Source organism: Microcoleus sp. S13_B4, from assembly GCF_036700885.1.
GTDB lineage: Bacteria > Cyanobacteriota > Cyanobacteriia > Cyanobacteriales > Microcoleaceae > Microcoleus.
On sequence record NZ_JAUBPU010000070.1, the window covers coordinates 12,823 to 28,060 of the forward strand.

Consider the following 15,238-nt stretch of genomic DNA (forward strand, 5'->3'; position numbering starts at 1 on the left):
TCTCCATCACTATTTATTGTTTAGTTACCTGAGCCACTTCACTAATCTTTACCTGTTTGGGAAGCAGCTTCAAATCCAAGAAAGTATCAGCAACTTTTTGTTGATAAGTGATGACTTCTGCTGTAATGGGCTGCACGCCGTAAGGCCGTCTCCGTGCGACTTCCTCTAAAGTTGGAACGTCAATACCAAGAGCGGGAGATAGCAGTTTTGCGACCTCATTTGGTTGAGTCGCCGCCCATTCATCGATTTTTTGAAGTTCCTCTAAAATTGCCTTAGTCCGGTCAGAATATTGGTCGTTAAAAGGTTTAGCAGCTAGATAGAATTCCCGATTAGCTACAAGCCCTTCTCCATCCTTAAGAACGCGAGCATCAGTAGCTCGTTTCGCTACTGTAAAAAACGGGTCCCAAATCGCCCAAGCATCAACGCTACCTTGTTCAAAAGCTGCCCGCGCCTCTGCTGGCGGCAAGTAAATAGGCTGAATGTCGCTATATTTTAATCCGGCTGCTGTTAATGCTTCTACTACTAGGTAGTGCACGTTTGAACCCTTATTAAATACAACTTTTTTGCCTTTCAAGCCAGCGACATCTTGAATGGGAGAATCTTTCGATACTAAGATAGCTTCGCCTTTAGGATTAGGAGGCTCGTTAGCAACATATACCAATGGTGCGCCAGCGGCTTGTGCGAAAATAGGGGGTGCTTCTCCTGTATGACCAAAGTCAATACTGCCTGCATTCAAAGCTTCTAGTAATTGAGGACCAGCGGGAAATTGAAGCCACTGTACAGAAGTGTTTTGAGAGGCCAAACGCTTCTCTAAACTGCCTCGTGATTTAAGGATGCTTAGAGTTCCATATTTTTGATAGCCAATCCGAATTACATTGCTCTGTTGTGAGTTAGAACTAGCCACCGATGTGGCAGCAGAAGTTGGGGCTGTAGTTGTATTTGTTTGCTGAGTAGGAGCACAGGCTGAGACTGTCAAACTCAAACTGAAGCCCAATGCAAAAAGTAAAGCAAAGGTCTTGAGAGAACTATGTTTGAGTTTGCTCCAAAGATGTCTCAATCTGCCTGAAAATCGGTTTTCTTTCAATGGGGTTAACATTGTCTATTCCTGAATTTAAGTGCGGAAAACCAAGATACGTAATAACCATGCAAAAGCTGAGCTAATCATTATTGATGAGCATACTACTACAAGCCGATAGATATACCGTAGTTAAGTCTGACAAGCTCCTATTATTCCACAGATGGCTTCAAAAATGCAAGCACATTCTGTAGATTTTTGTTTGTATTACTTCTCTAGTTACTTACATGATTAATATTCGCGGGCAATATATCAGTTGCACGCGCCGGAGAAAAAGTAGCATCTAGCCCTGCTGCTATCTGCATAAAAACCTGAGATACCGCCGAGTTCGGATCTGCAATTGTTAGGGGTTTTCCTGTATCACCTCCCGCACAGATGCGCGGGTCTATAGGAATTTGGGCAAGGAGGGGTGCTTGAAGTTCTTCTGCTAACTGTTTACCCCCACCACTACCAAAAATTTGTATCGGTTCTTCATGCCCATCGCAGATTAAATAACTCATATTTTCAATAATCCCCAGCACTGGAACCCCTACTTGGCGAAACATATAAATATTGCGACGGACATCGGAAATAGATATTTGTTGTGGCGTAGTAACGAGAATCACTCCACAAATAGGACTTTCTTGCACAATGGTAATTTGAGCATCTCCGGTACCGGGGGGTAAATCAATGAGTAAATAATCTAATTCGCCCCATTCTACATCTTGAATAAACTGCGTAATAATTTTGTGGAGAACTGGACCTCGCCATGCTAAAGGACGTTCGGGTTCTGCTAATAAACCCACTGACATCACTTTAATTCCCTGTGCTTCCAGGGGTAAAAATTTCTCACCTTTAGCAGTATTAATTGTCTCTACATCGGCTTGTCCTAACCCTAACATTTGAGGAATATTAGGGCCGTAAACATCAGCATCTAGCAAGCCTACCTTGGCTCCATGTAATTTTAACGCTGTTGCTAAATTCACAGCCGTTGTAGATTTTCCCACCCCACCTTTGCCGCTAGAAATAGCCAAGGTAGTTCGCACGTTGGCTATCGTGCAAGTTTGAATATAAGTTTTTTTGCACCAGCTTACAGGCGATAAAACAGATTCAATTATTTTTGGCAACTCTTGCTGATGCGATCCAATATAAAGGCGCAAATAAATGTAATTTTCAACAATTCGCAAATTTCGCACCATTCCCAAACTGATGATATCATTTTTGAGTGTGGGTTCGATGACTTGTTTGAGATAGTTGACAACTTCTTGCTGTCGTAATTTTTCCACAGAATTGGGATTTTCTGAGGGTAGATGTGAGTTGGTTTTTGGGAAAGAGGAAGAATCAACCATTTTGGGAATTTTGCAGTAATGTTTGAATTTTCTGAATCGCTTTTTGAGAGAAAATAGTAACTTCTTTATCGGGATCGTCCAGAGATTGTTGCAGCGCAGGCATCGCGGCAGGATTGCTGAGATTGCCAAGGGCGATCGCAGCTTCTTTCCGCACATCTGAATATTCATCAGCTAAGGCTCTAATCAAAGCAGGCATGACTCGTTCATCGGGAATTTTTTGCAACGCTTGTAGCGCGAATTTGCGAACTTGCCAATGTTCGTCACTTACCGCTGCTTCCAGTGCCAAAATTGCCGCACATTCGGCATGAATTGCCAAAGATTTAGCTGCATTTCGTCGCACTTGCCAGTCAGGATCGCTTTTGAGTGCTTGACACAAAATTGAGATGACTTCTGGATCTGTTAAATGTCCTAAACTTAAAGCCGTAGCACGGCGAACATTTAAATCTGTATCAGATATTAAGGCCAAAGCTTGGGGACATTTTTCCACCTGATTGAGATAGCTGAGAGTGGTTACTGCTGTTGCTCTCAATTCAGGAACATCGGATGCAAAGAATGGTAAAATATCGGGTAAAGACTGAGCATCGTGAATCTTCCGCAACAAGGTTAAGATATTGAGTTGGATATTAACATTGTCGCGGTGGAGTGCCTCTAGTAGTTGCCGTAAGTCAGTTGGTAAAACTAATTCATTTAATGCAGATAATGCTTCTTGGCGAATATCGGCATCGGCGGAACCTAGACACTCAATAAAAGCAGGAATAGCCACAGGATTGCCAATTTCCCAAAGGGCAGATATGGCAATTTTTTGAACGGCAATGCTCTCATCTGACAGGGCTAGAAGTAGGGCATTTGTAGCTTCTTCATCACCCAAATATTGTAAATTTTTCACAGCAACAAGGCGATCGCTTAGTTCGGGCGATCGCAGCATTTCTAGCCATTGATTTAATTCACTATCATTCTCAGTAATCATGAATTTTTACACTTTATACAAACTCGAAAAACTTAGCGCAACAAGAAGGGAATTTTAACCGTTATGGCATTGGTTGGACATTCTTTTTCACAAGGCAAACAAAACCAACATTCATCGTATTTCATGTAAGCTTTCCCTGTTTCGGGATTTTTGGCCAGTACATCCAAAGGACAAACATCAATGCAGACCTGGCACTTCTCCAAACACTTAGACTCATCTACGGTGACTGGAACATCAACTCGTTGTGTAATTAAAGCCATAGTTAGGTGCGATGGTTAATGGTGAATAGAGTTATCCGATTGTCAAGTGGGATGGAGTGAGTTTATGGATATGATAGTGAGAAATCAAAGATAGTGACGAGAACTCACCTCTACAATAAGCTGTCTAGCATTTAAACAACTTATTATAGGAGCCTGGTGCGTTAGATCCAAAGTTTTGTAGAACTCACAAATTATTTAGAACTGACGCACTCTACAATATCTTCTCTATCTACAAATAAATCAACTCGACAATATCTTACATCCCACTTGAATGTATAGTAATCTTAGTGTTATTGATCCAAATGACGGGAACAAATAACCTAATCTTACTATAACTCAACGCGCTACAACATTATAATCCTCTTTATGTAAATCAACCTCCACAATATAAGGTTCAACTGGACGCTTAAACAAGCTCATTTCTCCTGATTCCCCTTTTTTCAAATTAACATGGCAAAACCACTCTTCATTATTTTTATCAGGGTAATCTAGCCGATAATGATAAAGCCCCCAACGAGTTTCACAGCGATACAAAGAAGCCCTCGCCGCCATCTCCGCACAGTCTCGAATAAAGTGAACCTCCATGCAGCGCATTAACTCATGAGGATCGCGAGCGCCCATTTCTTGTAGAGTTTCTTGATAACGGACAAAATTTTTCAGTCCAATCTCCATTTTGTTTCCTACTTTGGGTGGTTGTAAATAATCATTCACTAAACGCCGCAACTTATATTCTACTTGCGTGTGAGGGATTCCATTGGGCAGCTTTAAAGGTCCATAAACCCGCGCTTTTTCTGCTTCCAGAAAATCCCCGTCAGGCTCGACATAATCTAAACTTTGGATGTAGTCAATGGCATTAGTTCCTGCTATTCTACCGAACACAAAAGCCCCGATCATATAATTATGAGGAACGCTTGCCATATCTCCCGCTGCGTAGAGTCCGGGCACAGTGGTTTCTGCCTTTTCATTCACCCAAACACCAGAGGCGCTGTGGCCGCTGCATAGCCCAATTTCCGAAATGTGCATTTCAACGCCGTGATCGCGATAATTTTCCCCTCTCCCCTCGTGAAATCGACCTCGACTCGGCCGCTCATTTGACCAAAGAATTGACTCAATTTCAGCGATAGTATCTTCATCGAGATGAGTCATTTTTAATTGAATTGGGCCTTTACCAGAGTGTAATTCATGCCAGATTTCCAGCATCATTTGACCGCTCCAATAATCGCAACTAATGAAGCGATGACCTTCGGCATTAGCAGTATGAGCACCGAAAGGGCCGGCGACATAAGCACAAGCTGGGCCGTTATAATCTTTAATTAGCGGGTTGACTTGAAAACACTCAATGTTAGTGAGTTCTGCTCCAGCGTGGTAAGCCATTGAATAGCCATCTCCGGCATTAGTCGGATTTTCATAGGTGCCATAAAGATAGCCGGAATCGGGTAGTCCTAAACGACCACAAGCACCTGTAGAAAGAATGACAGCTTTCGCTTGAATTACTACAAAATCTCCACTTCGCACGTCAAAGCCAAGGGCTCCTGTAGCCCGTCCTGCTTGCACTAAAACGCGGGTTGCCATCACTCGATTGGTAACTTTAACTTTGTGGCGTTTTACCTGTCTGGTTAAAATTTGTTTGAGGTCTTTGCCTTCGGGCATTGGCAAAACATATTTGCCGACGCGATGAACTTGTTTTAAGTCGTAGTTACCTTGGGCATCTTTCTGAAATTTTACTCCCCAACTTTCTAACTCTTGGATGACTTCATAGCCTAATTTTCCAGTTTGATAAACGGCTTTTTGGTTGAGGATGCCGTCATTAGCAAGGGTAATTTCGCGAACGTACTGTTCTGGTGTAGAATGGCCGGGAATGACGGCAGTGTTTACACCGTCCATTCCCATTGCGATCGCACCACTTCTGCGAATATTTGCCTTTTCTAAAATCAGCACTTCGCTGTCAGGATTTGCCTGTTTAGCTTTGATACCAGCCATGGTGCCAGCCGTACCGCCACCAATTACAAGCACATCAGTTTTTATCCATTGAGTATTCACGTTAATTTCTCCTGGCTAATGACGCTACTTACCATCTTTCAAAACGATTTCTTTAATTTGGACGGGCTTAGGAATAAGTTGCAGTTTTTGGAAGGTATCAGCAATTTGCTGCTGTCCGGCAATCTCTTCATCGCTGAGGGGAAAAAGGCCATAGTTGCGTCGCTTTTCAGACACTTCTAACACGGAGGCTTCTATCCCTAATTGCGTCTCCAGAAATTTAGCAACTTCTACGGGATTGCCCGCCGCCCATCGATCGACCTTTTTGACTTCATCTAAAATGAGTTTCAAAATCTCAGGATGTTCGTCCACAAAACCCTTGCGGGCAAGATAATAACCTCGATTGGCAGCGATTCCTGTTGCATCTGTTATAAGTCTCGCGCCTGCGGATTTTTCGGCTGCGGCTAAGTACGGGTCCCAAATTGCCCAAGCATCCACATTTCCCCCTTCAAAAGCGGCGCGGGCTTCTGCTGGTTTGAGGAAAGCTGGGTTGATGTCGCTATATTGAAGTCCACCCGCTTCTAAGGCTTTAACTAGGAAGTAGTTTGTGTTAGAACCTTTGGCAAAAGCTACTTTTTTGCCTTTAAGATCGGCAACAGTTTTTATAGGTGAATCCTTGGGAACTAGGATACCTTCCGACTTAGGATTTGAAGTTTCGTAAGCAACATAAACTAATGGGGTTCCAGCAGCTTGAGCAAAAACTGGCGGTCCTTCTCCTGTGTAGCCAAAGTCAATACTGCCTGCGTTGATTCCTTCTAATAGAGGAGTCCCAGCAGGAAATTCTACAAATTTTACAGAAGATTTGGAGGCTGCTAAAGCTTTTTCTAAGCCGCCTTTGGTTTTGAGAGCGTTGAGAACGGTAGCTGATTTTTGATAGCCGATGCTAACTGTAACGCTTTTGGTAGGTGCGGAAGTGCTCGCAGTGGCTGTGTTCTGTGTGGTAGCGGTAGGAGAACAAGCTGCCACTACCAAACTCAAGCCGAGTCCGGTTGCAAATAGCAGGGAAAGACTGCGAACTCTCCGAAAAAGGAAAATTTGGCGGCAGTAGCTCAAAATGCCTAAGAGGTGGGTTTCTGCGAGCTTAATCAACATAAATGCCAACAAGAAAGGGATTGAGAGTAACTTTACTGGCAGTATACCACTGTATATCGATAAATTTACCGGAGTTAATAATTAAGCAGAGCGCAAGTAATTTTATTTTTATAAGAATTATTAAAAATGGTCGTATTAGAGAAAATATACGCTAATTTTATCGATTTACCGTATTTAAAGATTTTGGGGTACGATCGCGCATTATTATGCGGTAATGGTTGGTCATGCTCTCAATTGACCAGTAGTATGCGATTATTGCCCAGCAAAGTTATTTAAACGCCCCCTTTTCCCTTCTCCCCTTTTGCACCTTGCAAAGCAAAAATCGGAGTTTGAGCAGATTTCCCCTTCAGAGCAACAGATCCCAAAGCCTCGCAAATGAAGTGCGGCCCGATCGACTCAAACACCCTTTCACCAATCAAAATTTGGTTTTCCCCCGCCTTGCTCATCAACCGAGCCGCCGTATTCACCGTATCGCCGAGGATATTAAACTCCCTGCGCCCTCGCGGTTCCCCAACCTCAGCAGCAAACACCGGCCCCCGGGAAAGCCCAATTTGACAGCTTACTTTTACTTCTTCACCCGCGATAATTACCAGAGGCAAACGTGCAATGATATCTCGGATCGCAATTGCCGCACTAGCCGCGCGGCTGGCGTCATCCGTGTGAGCGTCGGGCACGCCAAAATAAATCAGCATATCCGAACCGTCCAAGTGTGCCGTTACTTTTTGCAACACGCCGCCTTTAGCTGAGACTACAGCATCGATCGACGCAAACACCCGAGAAAAACCCACTACCAAATTGGCTTCTTCCTCCAGCGAAGCTTTGTCCACAGACTCCGGTAAACCAATCAAGTTGACAAACATGACCGTCGGTTCAGGAAAATCCGGCGGAATTTTTCGCTGATCAGCATTTTCAACCAGCAGTCTCAGGATAGCTTTGGGAATATAACTAGCAAGGGGTTCAAGCCGCTTCACAGATTCCCCGATTTCGCTTACCAAGCCCGAAACGCTGCGATCGAGCAATACCGAACTCGGCATCCGCCGCCCAGTCAAAGTGATATCATACTCTCCGAGTCGATCGTCCGTTAAATCGTCCGCCACCAAAAAATAACCCGGTGTCCCGGGTTCAAAACGAAATTGCTCTCCCAAAGACTCTCTAGCAGCTTCAGTCAAACATACTCGCCCCACAGTCCCCGAACCCTCAGCTTGCTTGGCTTGCTGGACTGAATGCCCCAGCAGTACGTGAGCCATTCGCAGCGGCGTACCGATGTCAGCACTAATATAGCGACCACAGTGGATGCCCACCCGCATCCTCAAAGACAAAATACCCCGGGCCGTTTCAATATTGGCAAATTCAGCCATCGCCCGCTGCATCCGCAAACCCGCCCGCACCGCCCTCGCTGTATCCTCTTGGTAAACCCCTGACAGAAACTGCACCAGCATCGCATCTCCGGTAAACTCCAGCAAATCCCCGCCCGATTTGCTGACAATTTCAATCATCGAGGCAAAATAGTCGTTAATCACGCCCAGAAGGCTTTCAGCTCCCTTGCGCCCCTGGGTTGCATTCGCTTCCAACAGCGAGGTAAACCCTGCCAAATCCGTGAACAGCAAGGTGCCTGTTTGCCACTGGTAGCGCACCTCCCCTGGGTTTGGCGGAGATTCGGACACGGGCCGGGGCACGTAGTCGTGCAGGATGTAGCGCAGAGTTCGCAGGTGATCGAAAACCCCCATTAGCGTTGCGGGGGAAGGATCTACCCACGCAGCGGCGTACAGCTCAGCCGAAAGGAGCGATCGCAGCCGCAGTTCGATCCCAGCCAAGGGAGGATTGTAGGTTAATCTATTAATAATTTCCACCTAAGTTTATTCTTAAAAAATAGGGTAAGTTCTATCGATCGAGAGGCAATACCAATAGCTCGACCTATACCATTATGATAAGTTTCCAGTGACCCCATACCAGCCAAACCCTGAACCCCCGATAGAAACTTCCAAAAGTCACAGCTTGCTAGCTCCCGATTTGATCCGAGCTGCCCGATCGGCCTATGGTATGTATCTAAAAGTGCATTCCGAGCAGATGCAGCGTCCGGCCGGTGTAGTTGTCAGTCAAGGAAGCGATCGAGGCCAGCTAATTTTTGCTTCGCAGCCGATTTTGTTGCCAGGTGAGCGTTTTGTTACTTTTGACGAAATAGAATCTCAAATGTATTAATTGGTAATTGGTCATTAATCATTGGTAACTAATATTATGTCCGCTCCTACGATCGCAATAAAATAGGTTTCTAGTGCATACCTAAGTTTTCAGGATTTTATGAAAACTTGCATTCTTGACTATTAACACCTTTTATGAGGGGTAACTGACCGGACACGATCTAAAAACTAACAAGTGACACATAACCACAGTCAACAATGAATCGTCAACAGACAACTTAATGGAAATAATCTTTAATTGCCTTGTCACGGCGATCATATTTATTCTCGGATCGGCTATTGGCAGTTTTCTAAATGTGGTAGTCTATCGGTTGCCTGCGGGTTTGTCGGTGATCCACCCTCCTTCTCGCTGTCCCAAGTGTTTAAATCAACTTAGAACTTACGAAAATATACCCGTTTTCGGGTGGCTGTGGCTGCGGGGACGCTGCAATCACTGCCGCAGTCGGATTTCGGCCCGCTATCCGCTGGTGGAAGCAGCTACGGGTTTGCTGTTTTTGTTAATCTTCTGGCGTTTTGGCGTAACAGTGCAAACTCTTGGTTTTTGGGCTTTGTTTAGCTGGCTGTTGGCTTTGTCTTTGATTGATTGCGATACAATGACTTTGCCTAATTCTTTAACTCGATCGGGTTTGGTGGTCGGATTGGTTTTCCAGGTGGCGAAAGGTTGGTGGCCGACTTTTAGTCCGATCGACTCGATACACTATCTGGTACTCGATGGGATCGCGGGAGCAGTTGTCGGGTTGTGGCTGTTTGACGCGATCGGACTCGCCGGGACGATCGGACTGGGGCAGAATGCTATGGGCGCCGGAGATACCAAATTAGCCGCCTTGATGGGAGCTTGGCTGGGGTGGAAATACTTGCTGCTAGCGGGATTCATCGCCTGTTTAGCCGGGGCTTTTGCCGGTGGCGGGGCGATCGCCCTCGGTTTGCTCGATCGGCGTCAACCCATGCCTTTCGGTCCGTTTCTGGCTCTCGGTGCAGCAATTACTGCTCTGTGGGGCGAAGCCATCTTATCTACTTACTTGCAGTTGTTTTTCCCGAATTTTAGTTTCTGAGCGGCAGTTAGTCAGGCGCGATCGAACATAATATTGTCTCAAAAATTGGTAAAATTGTTCCGTGTCTTGGATTACACTTACAACTACTAGCTTTCGTTGGGAAGCGGAATTAATGCAGCAGCTCCTGGCTGCTCATCAAATCCCGGCTCGGATTGTAGACTTGGGAATAGCATCTTATTTGGGGGCTGGAAGTGCTACAGCCCTGCAAGTTCTTCCAGAACACCAGCGAACTGCATCGCTCCTCATCAGTCCCATTGAAGAGGACAATAGTCAGTAGTCAAGTCTGTTGTTTATTGTCAGTTGTTATGGGTTATTGGTTATTAGTTATTAGTTATTAGTTATTGGTAGCAGCTAACAACTCACAAATAACAACAGCCAACAGTCAACAGTCAACAGTCAACAGTTAACAGTTAACAATTAGCAAGTTTTAATGTCTCTATTTGATTGGTTTGCAAATCGACGAAAATCAGTACCGAACTCCCAAGAACGGCCGGAACGAGAAATTGCGGACGGACTTTGGAATAAATGCGAAGCTTGCGGTGCCCTCAGTTATACCAAAGACCTGCGAGCAAATCAAATGGTTTGCTTGGAATGCGGGCATCATATCAGAGTTTACAGTGACGATCGCATCGAGCAGTTGATCGATCCCAATACCTGGGTACCCATTAACGAAGGACTGCACGCCACCGATCCCCTGAAATTTCGCGATCGAAAAAAATATAGCGATCGACTTCGAGAATTTCAAGAAAAAACAGGCCACCTAGACGCCGTAGAAACAGGCATCGGCAAACTCGAAAATTTGCCCGTCGCCCTCGGAGTCATGGAATTTCAGTTCATCGGCGGCAGCATGGGATCAGTAGTCGGAGAAAAGCTGACTCGCCTCATCGAACAAGCCACGCGGGAACGCTTGTCCGTAATCATTGTCTGCGCTTCCGGTGGTGCGAGAATGCAAGAAGGAATGCTCAGCTTGATGCAAATGGCTAAAATTTCCGGGGCTCTGGAACGCCATCGGGAAGCGAGACTGCTTTACATCCCGATTTTGACCCACCCGACCACCGGCGGCGTCACCGCCAGTTTTGCCATGCTGGGAGACATTATAATTGCAGAGCCAAAAGCTACTGTGGCCTTTACGGGCGGCCGGGTAATCGAGCAAACTCTGCGGGAAAAGCTGCCGGAAAATTATCAAACTTCCGAATACTCCTTCGCCCACGGTTTTGTAGACTTGATCGTACCCCGGACTCAATTAAAGAAAACTCTCGCTCAGCTCATCAGCCTCCACCAGCCCCAGCCTTTCTTGGCAGACTCGGAATTCCCCGCCCTCGAAGCCAGCGATAACCACGCTTTGCCCCCGCAGACTCACGCTTTCAAACTTTCTCCCTAAGCTGCAGCGCCGGATGATTGTCTGTTGGTGAGTCCGGGGCACAGAGGGAAATTTCTGAGGAATTGCGAAAAGCCCGGGTTCTACCAAAAATAGTAAAAACGACGCAGCAGTGGGATGATATTGATCGGAAGTTGATTGGCCCTGGAGTTTGGCTGGGCAAAAATGCCTAGTAGCAGTTAGCGGTTAGTTAGCTTGCGATAGATCAAACAAAATCTCAGAACAAACTAACAGAACAAGCTAACAGCGCTTTCTAAAATTGTCCGGCTTTCAGTTAATAGCCGTCAACTCAATTTTGACCTGTCAGCGACCTAAAAATTTATGGGTTTTGCAGACCTGTCCATCGCAGAAATAGCAGAGGACTTTAACGTCCCTGTTGAAGACGTGATCCGCTTGTGCGATGAGTTGGAAATTGCCTACAAGCACCCTCAAACCCGTTTGGCTTTGGAGGATGTTAAGGCAATTATGTCCACTCTCGAAAAAAGGCGCGACTCAAAACTTCTTGCAGATTAGCTCGCCAAATTCCTCTACCTTTAAAGGTATAGCTGCACAAACTTTCGCCAGTTGTTGCAGAATCAGGGAATTTTGAACACACATCTGTTTGCCAGGTACGATCTCTTAGCGTTCAATAATTTGCCGGATTTTTTTAAGGAGAACCATGCTTAAAAGATATTTCATTGCTCTGACCGCTGTATTCTTGAGCTTTCAGTTATTTGTCAGCAGTGCGATGGCTGTCGAACTGAGTCCTGAACTTCGCACTGTGACTTTGAATGACAAGGGTGCTCCGGTAGTGCTGAGCCTCAAACAAGTTCAGCAAGGCAAACGCCTGTTCAATTCGGCTTGCGCTCAATGTCACGCTGCGGGCATGACGAAAACTGACCCGAACGTGAATTTGAGCCCGGAAACTCTGGCTTTGGCGAGCCCGCCCCGGAATAATATTGAGTCGCTGGTGGACTTTATGAAAAATCCCACCACTTATGACGGGTTTGAGGAAATTTCGGAACTGCATCCGAGCATGAAGAGTGCGGATATTTTCGCTGAGATGAGAAATCTCTCGGATGACGATTTGTACGCGATTGCCGGTCACATTCTGTTGCAGCCAAAAATTGTCTCTAAGCAGTGGGCTGGTGGCAAAGGCGCTCGCTAATCGATTTTAGATTTTAGATTTTAGATTTTGGATTTTGGATTGGGAGAGGGCTGAAGTTCGGCAAGAATTGCTGGCTGGTCGTTTTTCGCTCTAAAATCTGAAATCTAAAATTTACCTCCTGCTCATTGATTATCGCAAAAGGTTGGAGTCCGTCATGCTGCGTCGTGGTGCTTTTGTCTGCTTTCTGTTGGGGATGTTAATTATTTTGCCACTCGTGCTGTTGGCTCCTCAACCTGTTTTGGCTGCTGCCGATTCTTACGTGAATAGGTATTTACAAGCCAGCGAACCTGTGGCTCTGGAGTTGGACTCTGAGGGACATACTCGCTTGTTTTCGGCTCAGGATTTGTCTGCAGGCAAGGTATTGTTCGAGCAAAGTTGCCTCAATTGTCACGTCGGAGGAGCTAATTTGCCCGATCCGACGATATCTCTGTCTTTGGCTGACCTTAAAGGGGCAACGCCTCCCCGCAACAACATCAATAGTCTGGTGGCGTATCTGAGAGAACCGATGACTTATGACGGTACTGAGGAGACTTTTTGGTGCCGCCAGGTGCCGGAAAGCTGGATGCCACAGGCTGAGATTGAAAATTTAGCGGCTTTTGTGATCCGAGCGGCTCAGAAAGCTCCGGGCTGGGGCGTGGAGAATTTTGAGAGTTGAATTGCCACTACCAAAAAGTGGTAAATTACTCGGAAGAAGGCGATACGAGTGTGCGATCGCGCCTGTTTTAACAGGTAAAATATCTAAAGAATCACCCTTTGCGTGTCCATTAGAGGAGAACTGCGTTGAAAAGACTCTTATCGATCGCCCTGTTAGCGTTCGCAATTTTTACCGTCGGCTTTGGCCGCCCTGCTTTGGCAGGAGATGCCGCTAACGGAGCTAAAATCTTTAGCGCCAATTGTGCTGCTTGTCACATCGGTGGCGGCAACGTGGTTATGGCTATGAAAACCTTGAAAAAGGAAGCTCTTGAGAAGTACGGTATGAATTCTCTCGAAGCTATTACCACTCAGGTAACTAAGGGCAAAAATGCTATGCCTGCTTTCGGCGCCAAGTTGAAGCCCGAACAAATTGAGGATGTAGCAACCTACGTGCTCCAACAATCTGAGAAAGACTGGAAAGGCTAAACTGCTTCATTGAAGTCAAGCAAGCTGGGCGGGCTTGATTTAATTTAAAACTTGTCCTCCCTCACGCACCCTCTCTCACCCTTTGGCGAATAAATATCGGTTTGCAGCGATCTTAACCAGTTGGGGAAAGCGCGCCAGAAATCTGATTTTTATGAGCTCAAGGGTGAGGGAGGGTAATTTTATTTTAGATTTTAGATTTTATATTTTAGATTGAAGATTGAAGATTGCTAAAGGCTGACTTTGTATAAATTGTCAAGCATCTTATATTAAGGTTTATGTAGGGAAGCGGTTCATAAATTGGGTTTGTGTGCTAGGATGTAAACCCTTTACTAGCAAAGCCTTGAAATCCAAATTAAAGTTAATCAGGGATCTGGACTCTACACCTGCCATGAACGTAAAAACACTAGCAAAAGTTAAAACTCCAGTTAAAACTCTCGGAGACGCTGCATCTGAGGCGATTGAGAAATATTTTCGCAAAAGTGTAACGCACGAGGCTGAAGTTCTTAAAGACAAAGACGCGGAAGAACTTCATCAAATGCGCGTGGGATTGAGACGTTTGCGATCGGCTGTGACTGGTTTTGCTCCGGTTTTAGACTTGCCAAAAGAGGCTTCGGAAAGCAAAATTGGTAAGGTGGGGCGGATTCTGGGAACGCTCAGGGATTTGGATGTGATGCTCGAAAGTCTCCAAAACCGCTATTACCCGAATTTGCCGACTGAGGAACAGAAAGTTTTAGATAAAGCTTTGTTGAATTTGCTCAAACAGCGCCACCGGGCTTTGAAAGGGGTGAGGGCGATTTTAGAGCACAAAACCTACGAATCGCTGAAGCAGTCGATCGAGGATTGGCTGGAAAAACCGCAGTATCGGGCGATCGAACATTTGCCCATTGCTGAGGTTTTGCCGGATTTACTGTTACCTCAAGTCAGTGAGTTTTTCCTCCATCCGGCTTGGCTGTTGGGCACGGAATATGAGGATGGCAAAGTTAAAGTTGCTAATGATTTGAATGCTGAGGCTGTCGAAGAGAAGTTAGCAGCGGAGGGAAGTATTCTGCACGATTTGCGGAAGCAAGCTAAGCGGGTTCGCTATTTGATGAATCTGTTTGGCGATTTTTACAGCGAGACTTACGAAGTTTATGTCGAAGATGTGAAGGCTGTTCAGGAATGTTTGGGCGATATTCAAGACTGTGAAGTTTTAGGGGAGTTTCTCACAGATTTTGTCGATCGCGATCTGAAAAAAGAGTTGCCGAAATTGGCTGGTTTGTTGGCAGAAAATCGCTATGCAGCTTGGCAAAAATGGCAGGTTTTGCAGCGCAGGTATTTGACTTCGGAAATTCGGCAAGGTTTTCGATCGGCTTTAATTCATCCTGTGGTTGAAGATGCTGCGAGGGAAGATTCGTCGCAGTAATTAATTTTAGTGGGTTTGCAATTAAACTTGGGCGCGCTTTGGGTGCAACTGTAAGCAACACAGAAGTAGCTGGTTCTAATTAAACGTAAGACGCTCTAAATTAGCGTAAGCTGTTGCACATTTAAACTGTGATACAAGCATTGCCCTTATTTTTGATTTTACGACCCCACTTAATTATTAATT

General features: G+C 45.5%; 16 protein-coding genes. 9 read left to right on the plus strand and 7 right to left on the minus strand.

All coding sequences use genetic code 11. From position 1 onward, the window contains the following. Positions 1-13 precede the first annotated feature (13 nt). From QT994_RS24095 to QT994_RS24125, 7 genes are all read right to left on the minus strand, one after another. Entirely contained in the window at positions 14-1,096 is a 1,083-nt protein-coding gene (locus QT994_RS24095; RefSeq protein ID WP_333179035.1) for a sulfonate ABC transporter substrate-binding protein, read from the minus strand. A 194-nt stretch (positions 1,097-1,290) separates the two neighbouring features. After that, positions 1,291-2,403 (minus strand): Mrp/NBP35 family ATP-binding protein, encoded by a 1,113-nt coding sequence (locus QT994_RS24100; protein ID WP_333179037.1) that lies wholly within the window; start codon positions 2,401-2,403, stop codon positions 1,291-1,293. Then, positions 2,396-3,370, minus strand: coding sequence for a HEAT repeat domain-containing protein (locus QT994_RS24105; RefSeq protein ID WP_333179040.1), 975 nt, complete (start codon positions 3,368-3,370; stop codon positions 2,396-2,398). Before QT994_RS24105 ends, QT994_RS24100 begins: the two co-directional genes overlap by 8 nt. Positions 3,371-3,402: 32 nt before the next feature. After that, positions 3,403-3,630, minus strand: coding sequence for a 4Fe-4S dicluster domain-containing protein (locus QT994_RS24110; protein WP_332959817.1), 228 nt, complete (start codon positions 3,628-3,630; stop codon positions 3,403-3,405). A 336-nt stretch (positions 3,631-3,966) separates the two neighbouring features. After that, positions 3,967-5,670: a fumarate reductase/succinate dehydrogenase flavoprotein subunit gene (locus tag QT994_RS24115; RefSeq protein WP_333179042.1), complete on the minus strand. Its 1,704-nt coding sequence runs from the start codon at positions 5,668-5,670 to the stop codon at positions 3,967-3,969. A gap of 24 nt (positions 5,671-5,694) precedes the next feature. Next, the gene (locus QT994_RS24120) at positions 5,695-6,759 is read right to left on the minus strand and encodes a sulfonate ABC transporter substrate-binding protein (protein WP_333179045.1); all 1,065 of its coding nucleotides are present in this window, start codon (positions 6,757-6,759) and stop codon (positions 5,695-5,697) included. A gap of 272 nt (positions 6,760-7,031) precedes the next feature. Continuing rightward, the gene (locus QT994_RS24125; RefSeq protein ID WP_333179048.1) at positions 7,032-8,609 is read right to left on the minus strand and encodes an adenylate/guanylate cyclase domain-containing protein; all 1,578 of its coding nucleotides are present in this window, start codon (positions 8,607-8,609) and stop codon (positions 7,032-7,034) included. Between the two features lie 88 nt (positions 8,610-8,697). On the opposite strand from QT994_RS24125, the gene QT994_RS24130 reads away from it, so the two are divergent. The 9 genes from QT994_RS24130 (at position 8,698) to QT994_RS24170 (ending at position 15,055) form a co-directional block, all read left to right on the plus strand. Beyond that, positions 8,698-8,958, plus strand: a complete 261-nt coding sequence (locus QT994_RS24130; protein ID WP_333048069.1) for a hypothetical protein — start codon at positions 8,698-8,700, stop codon at positions 8,956-8,958. A gap of 220 nt (positions 8,959-9,178) precedes the next feature. After that, complete coding sequence (locus QT994_RS24135) at positions 9,179-10,009, plus strand: prepilin peptidase (protein ID WP_333179050.1); 831 nt, start codon at positions 9,179-9,181, stop codon at positions 10,007-10,009. 61 nt (positions 10,010-10,070) lie between these two features. Next, a complete protein-coding gene (locus tag QT994_RS24140) occupies positions 10,071-10,286 on the plus strand; it encodes a hypothetical protein (RefSeq protein WP_333048073.1) in 216 nt (71 codons plus the stop codon). 153 nt (positions 10,287-10,439) lie between these two features. Then, complete coding sequence (gene accD / locus QT994_RS24145; protein ID WP_333048074.1) at positions 10,440-11,390, plus strand: acetyl-CoA carboxylase, carboxyltransferase subunit beta; 951 nt, start codon at positions 10,440-10,442, stop codon at positions 11,388-11,390. A 318-nt stretch (positions 11,391-11,708) separates the two neighbouring features. Next, positions 11,709-11,900 carry a hypothetical protein gene (locus tag QT994_RS24150; RefSeq protein ID WP_006633443.1) on the plus strand — a complete coding sequence of 64 codons (192 nt, stop codon included), beginning with the start codon at positions 11,709-11,711 and terminating at the stop codon, positions 11,898-11,900. Between the two features lie 145 nt (positions 11,901-12,045). Further along, a complete protein-coding gene (psbV, locus tag QT994_RS24155; RefSeq protein WP_242719283.1) occupies positions 12,046-12,534 on the plus strand; it encodes a photosystem II cytochrome c-550 in 489 nt (162 codons plus the stop codon). Between the two features lie 154 nt (positions 12,535-12,688). After that, positions 12,689-13,189: a photosystem II cytochrome PsbV2 gene (gene psbV2, locus QT994_RS24160; RefSeq protein WP_190733403.1), complete on the plus strand. Its 501-nt coding sequence runs from the start codon at positions 12,689-12,691 to the stop codon at positions 13,187-13,189. A 125-nt stretch (positions 13,190-13,314) separates the two neighbouring features. Continuing rightward, positions 13,315-13,653 carry a cytochrome c6 PetJ gene (gene petJ / locus QT994_RS24165; RefSeq protein WP_333179052.1) on the plus strand — a complete coding sequence of 113 codons (339 nt, stop codon included), beginning with the start codon at positions 13,315-13,317 and terminating at the stop codon, positions 13,651-13,653. Between the two features lie 388 nt (positions 13,654-14,041). After that, the gene (locus QT994_RS24170; protein WP_333179053.1) at positions 14,042-15,055 is read left to right on the plus strand and encodes a CHAD domain-containing protein; all 1,014 of its coding nucleotides are present in this window, start codon (positions 14,042-14,044) and stop codon (positions 15,053-15,055) included. Positions 15,056-15,238: the final 183 nt, after the last annotated feature.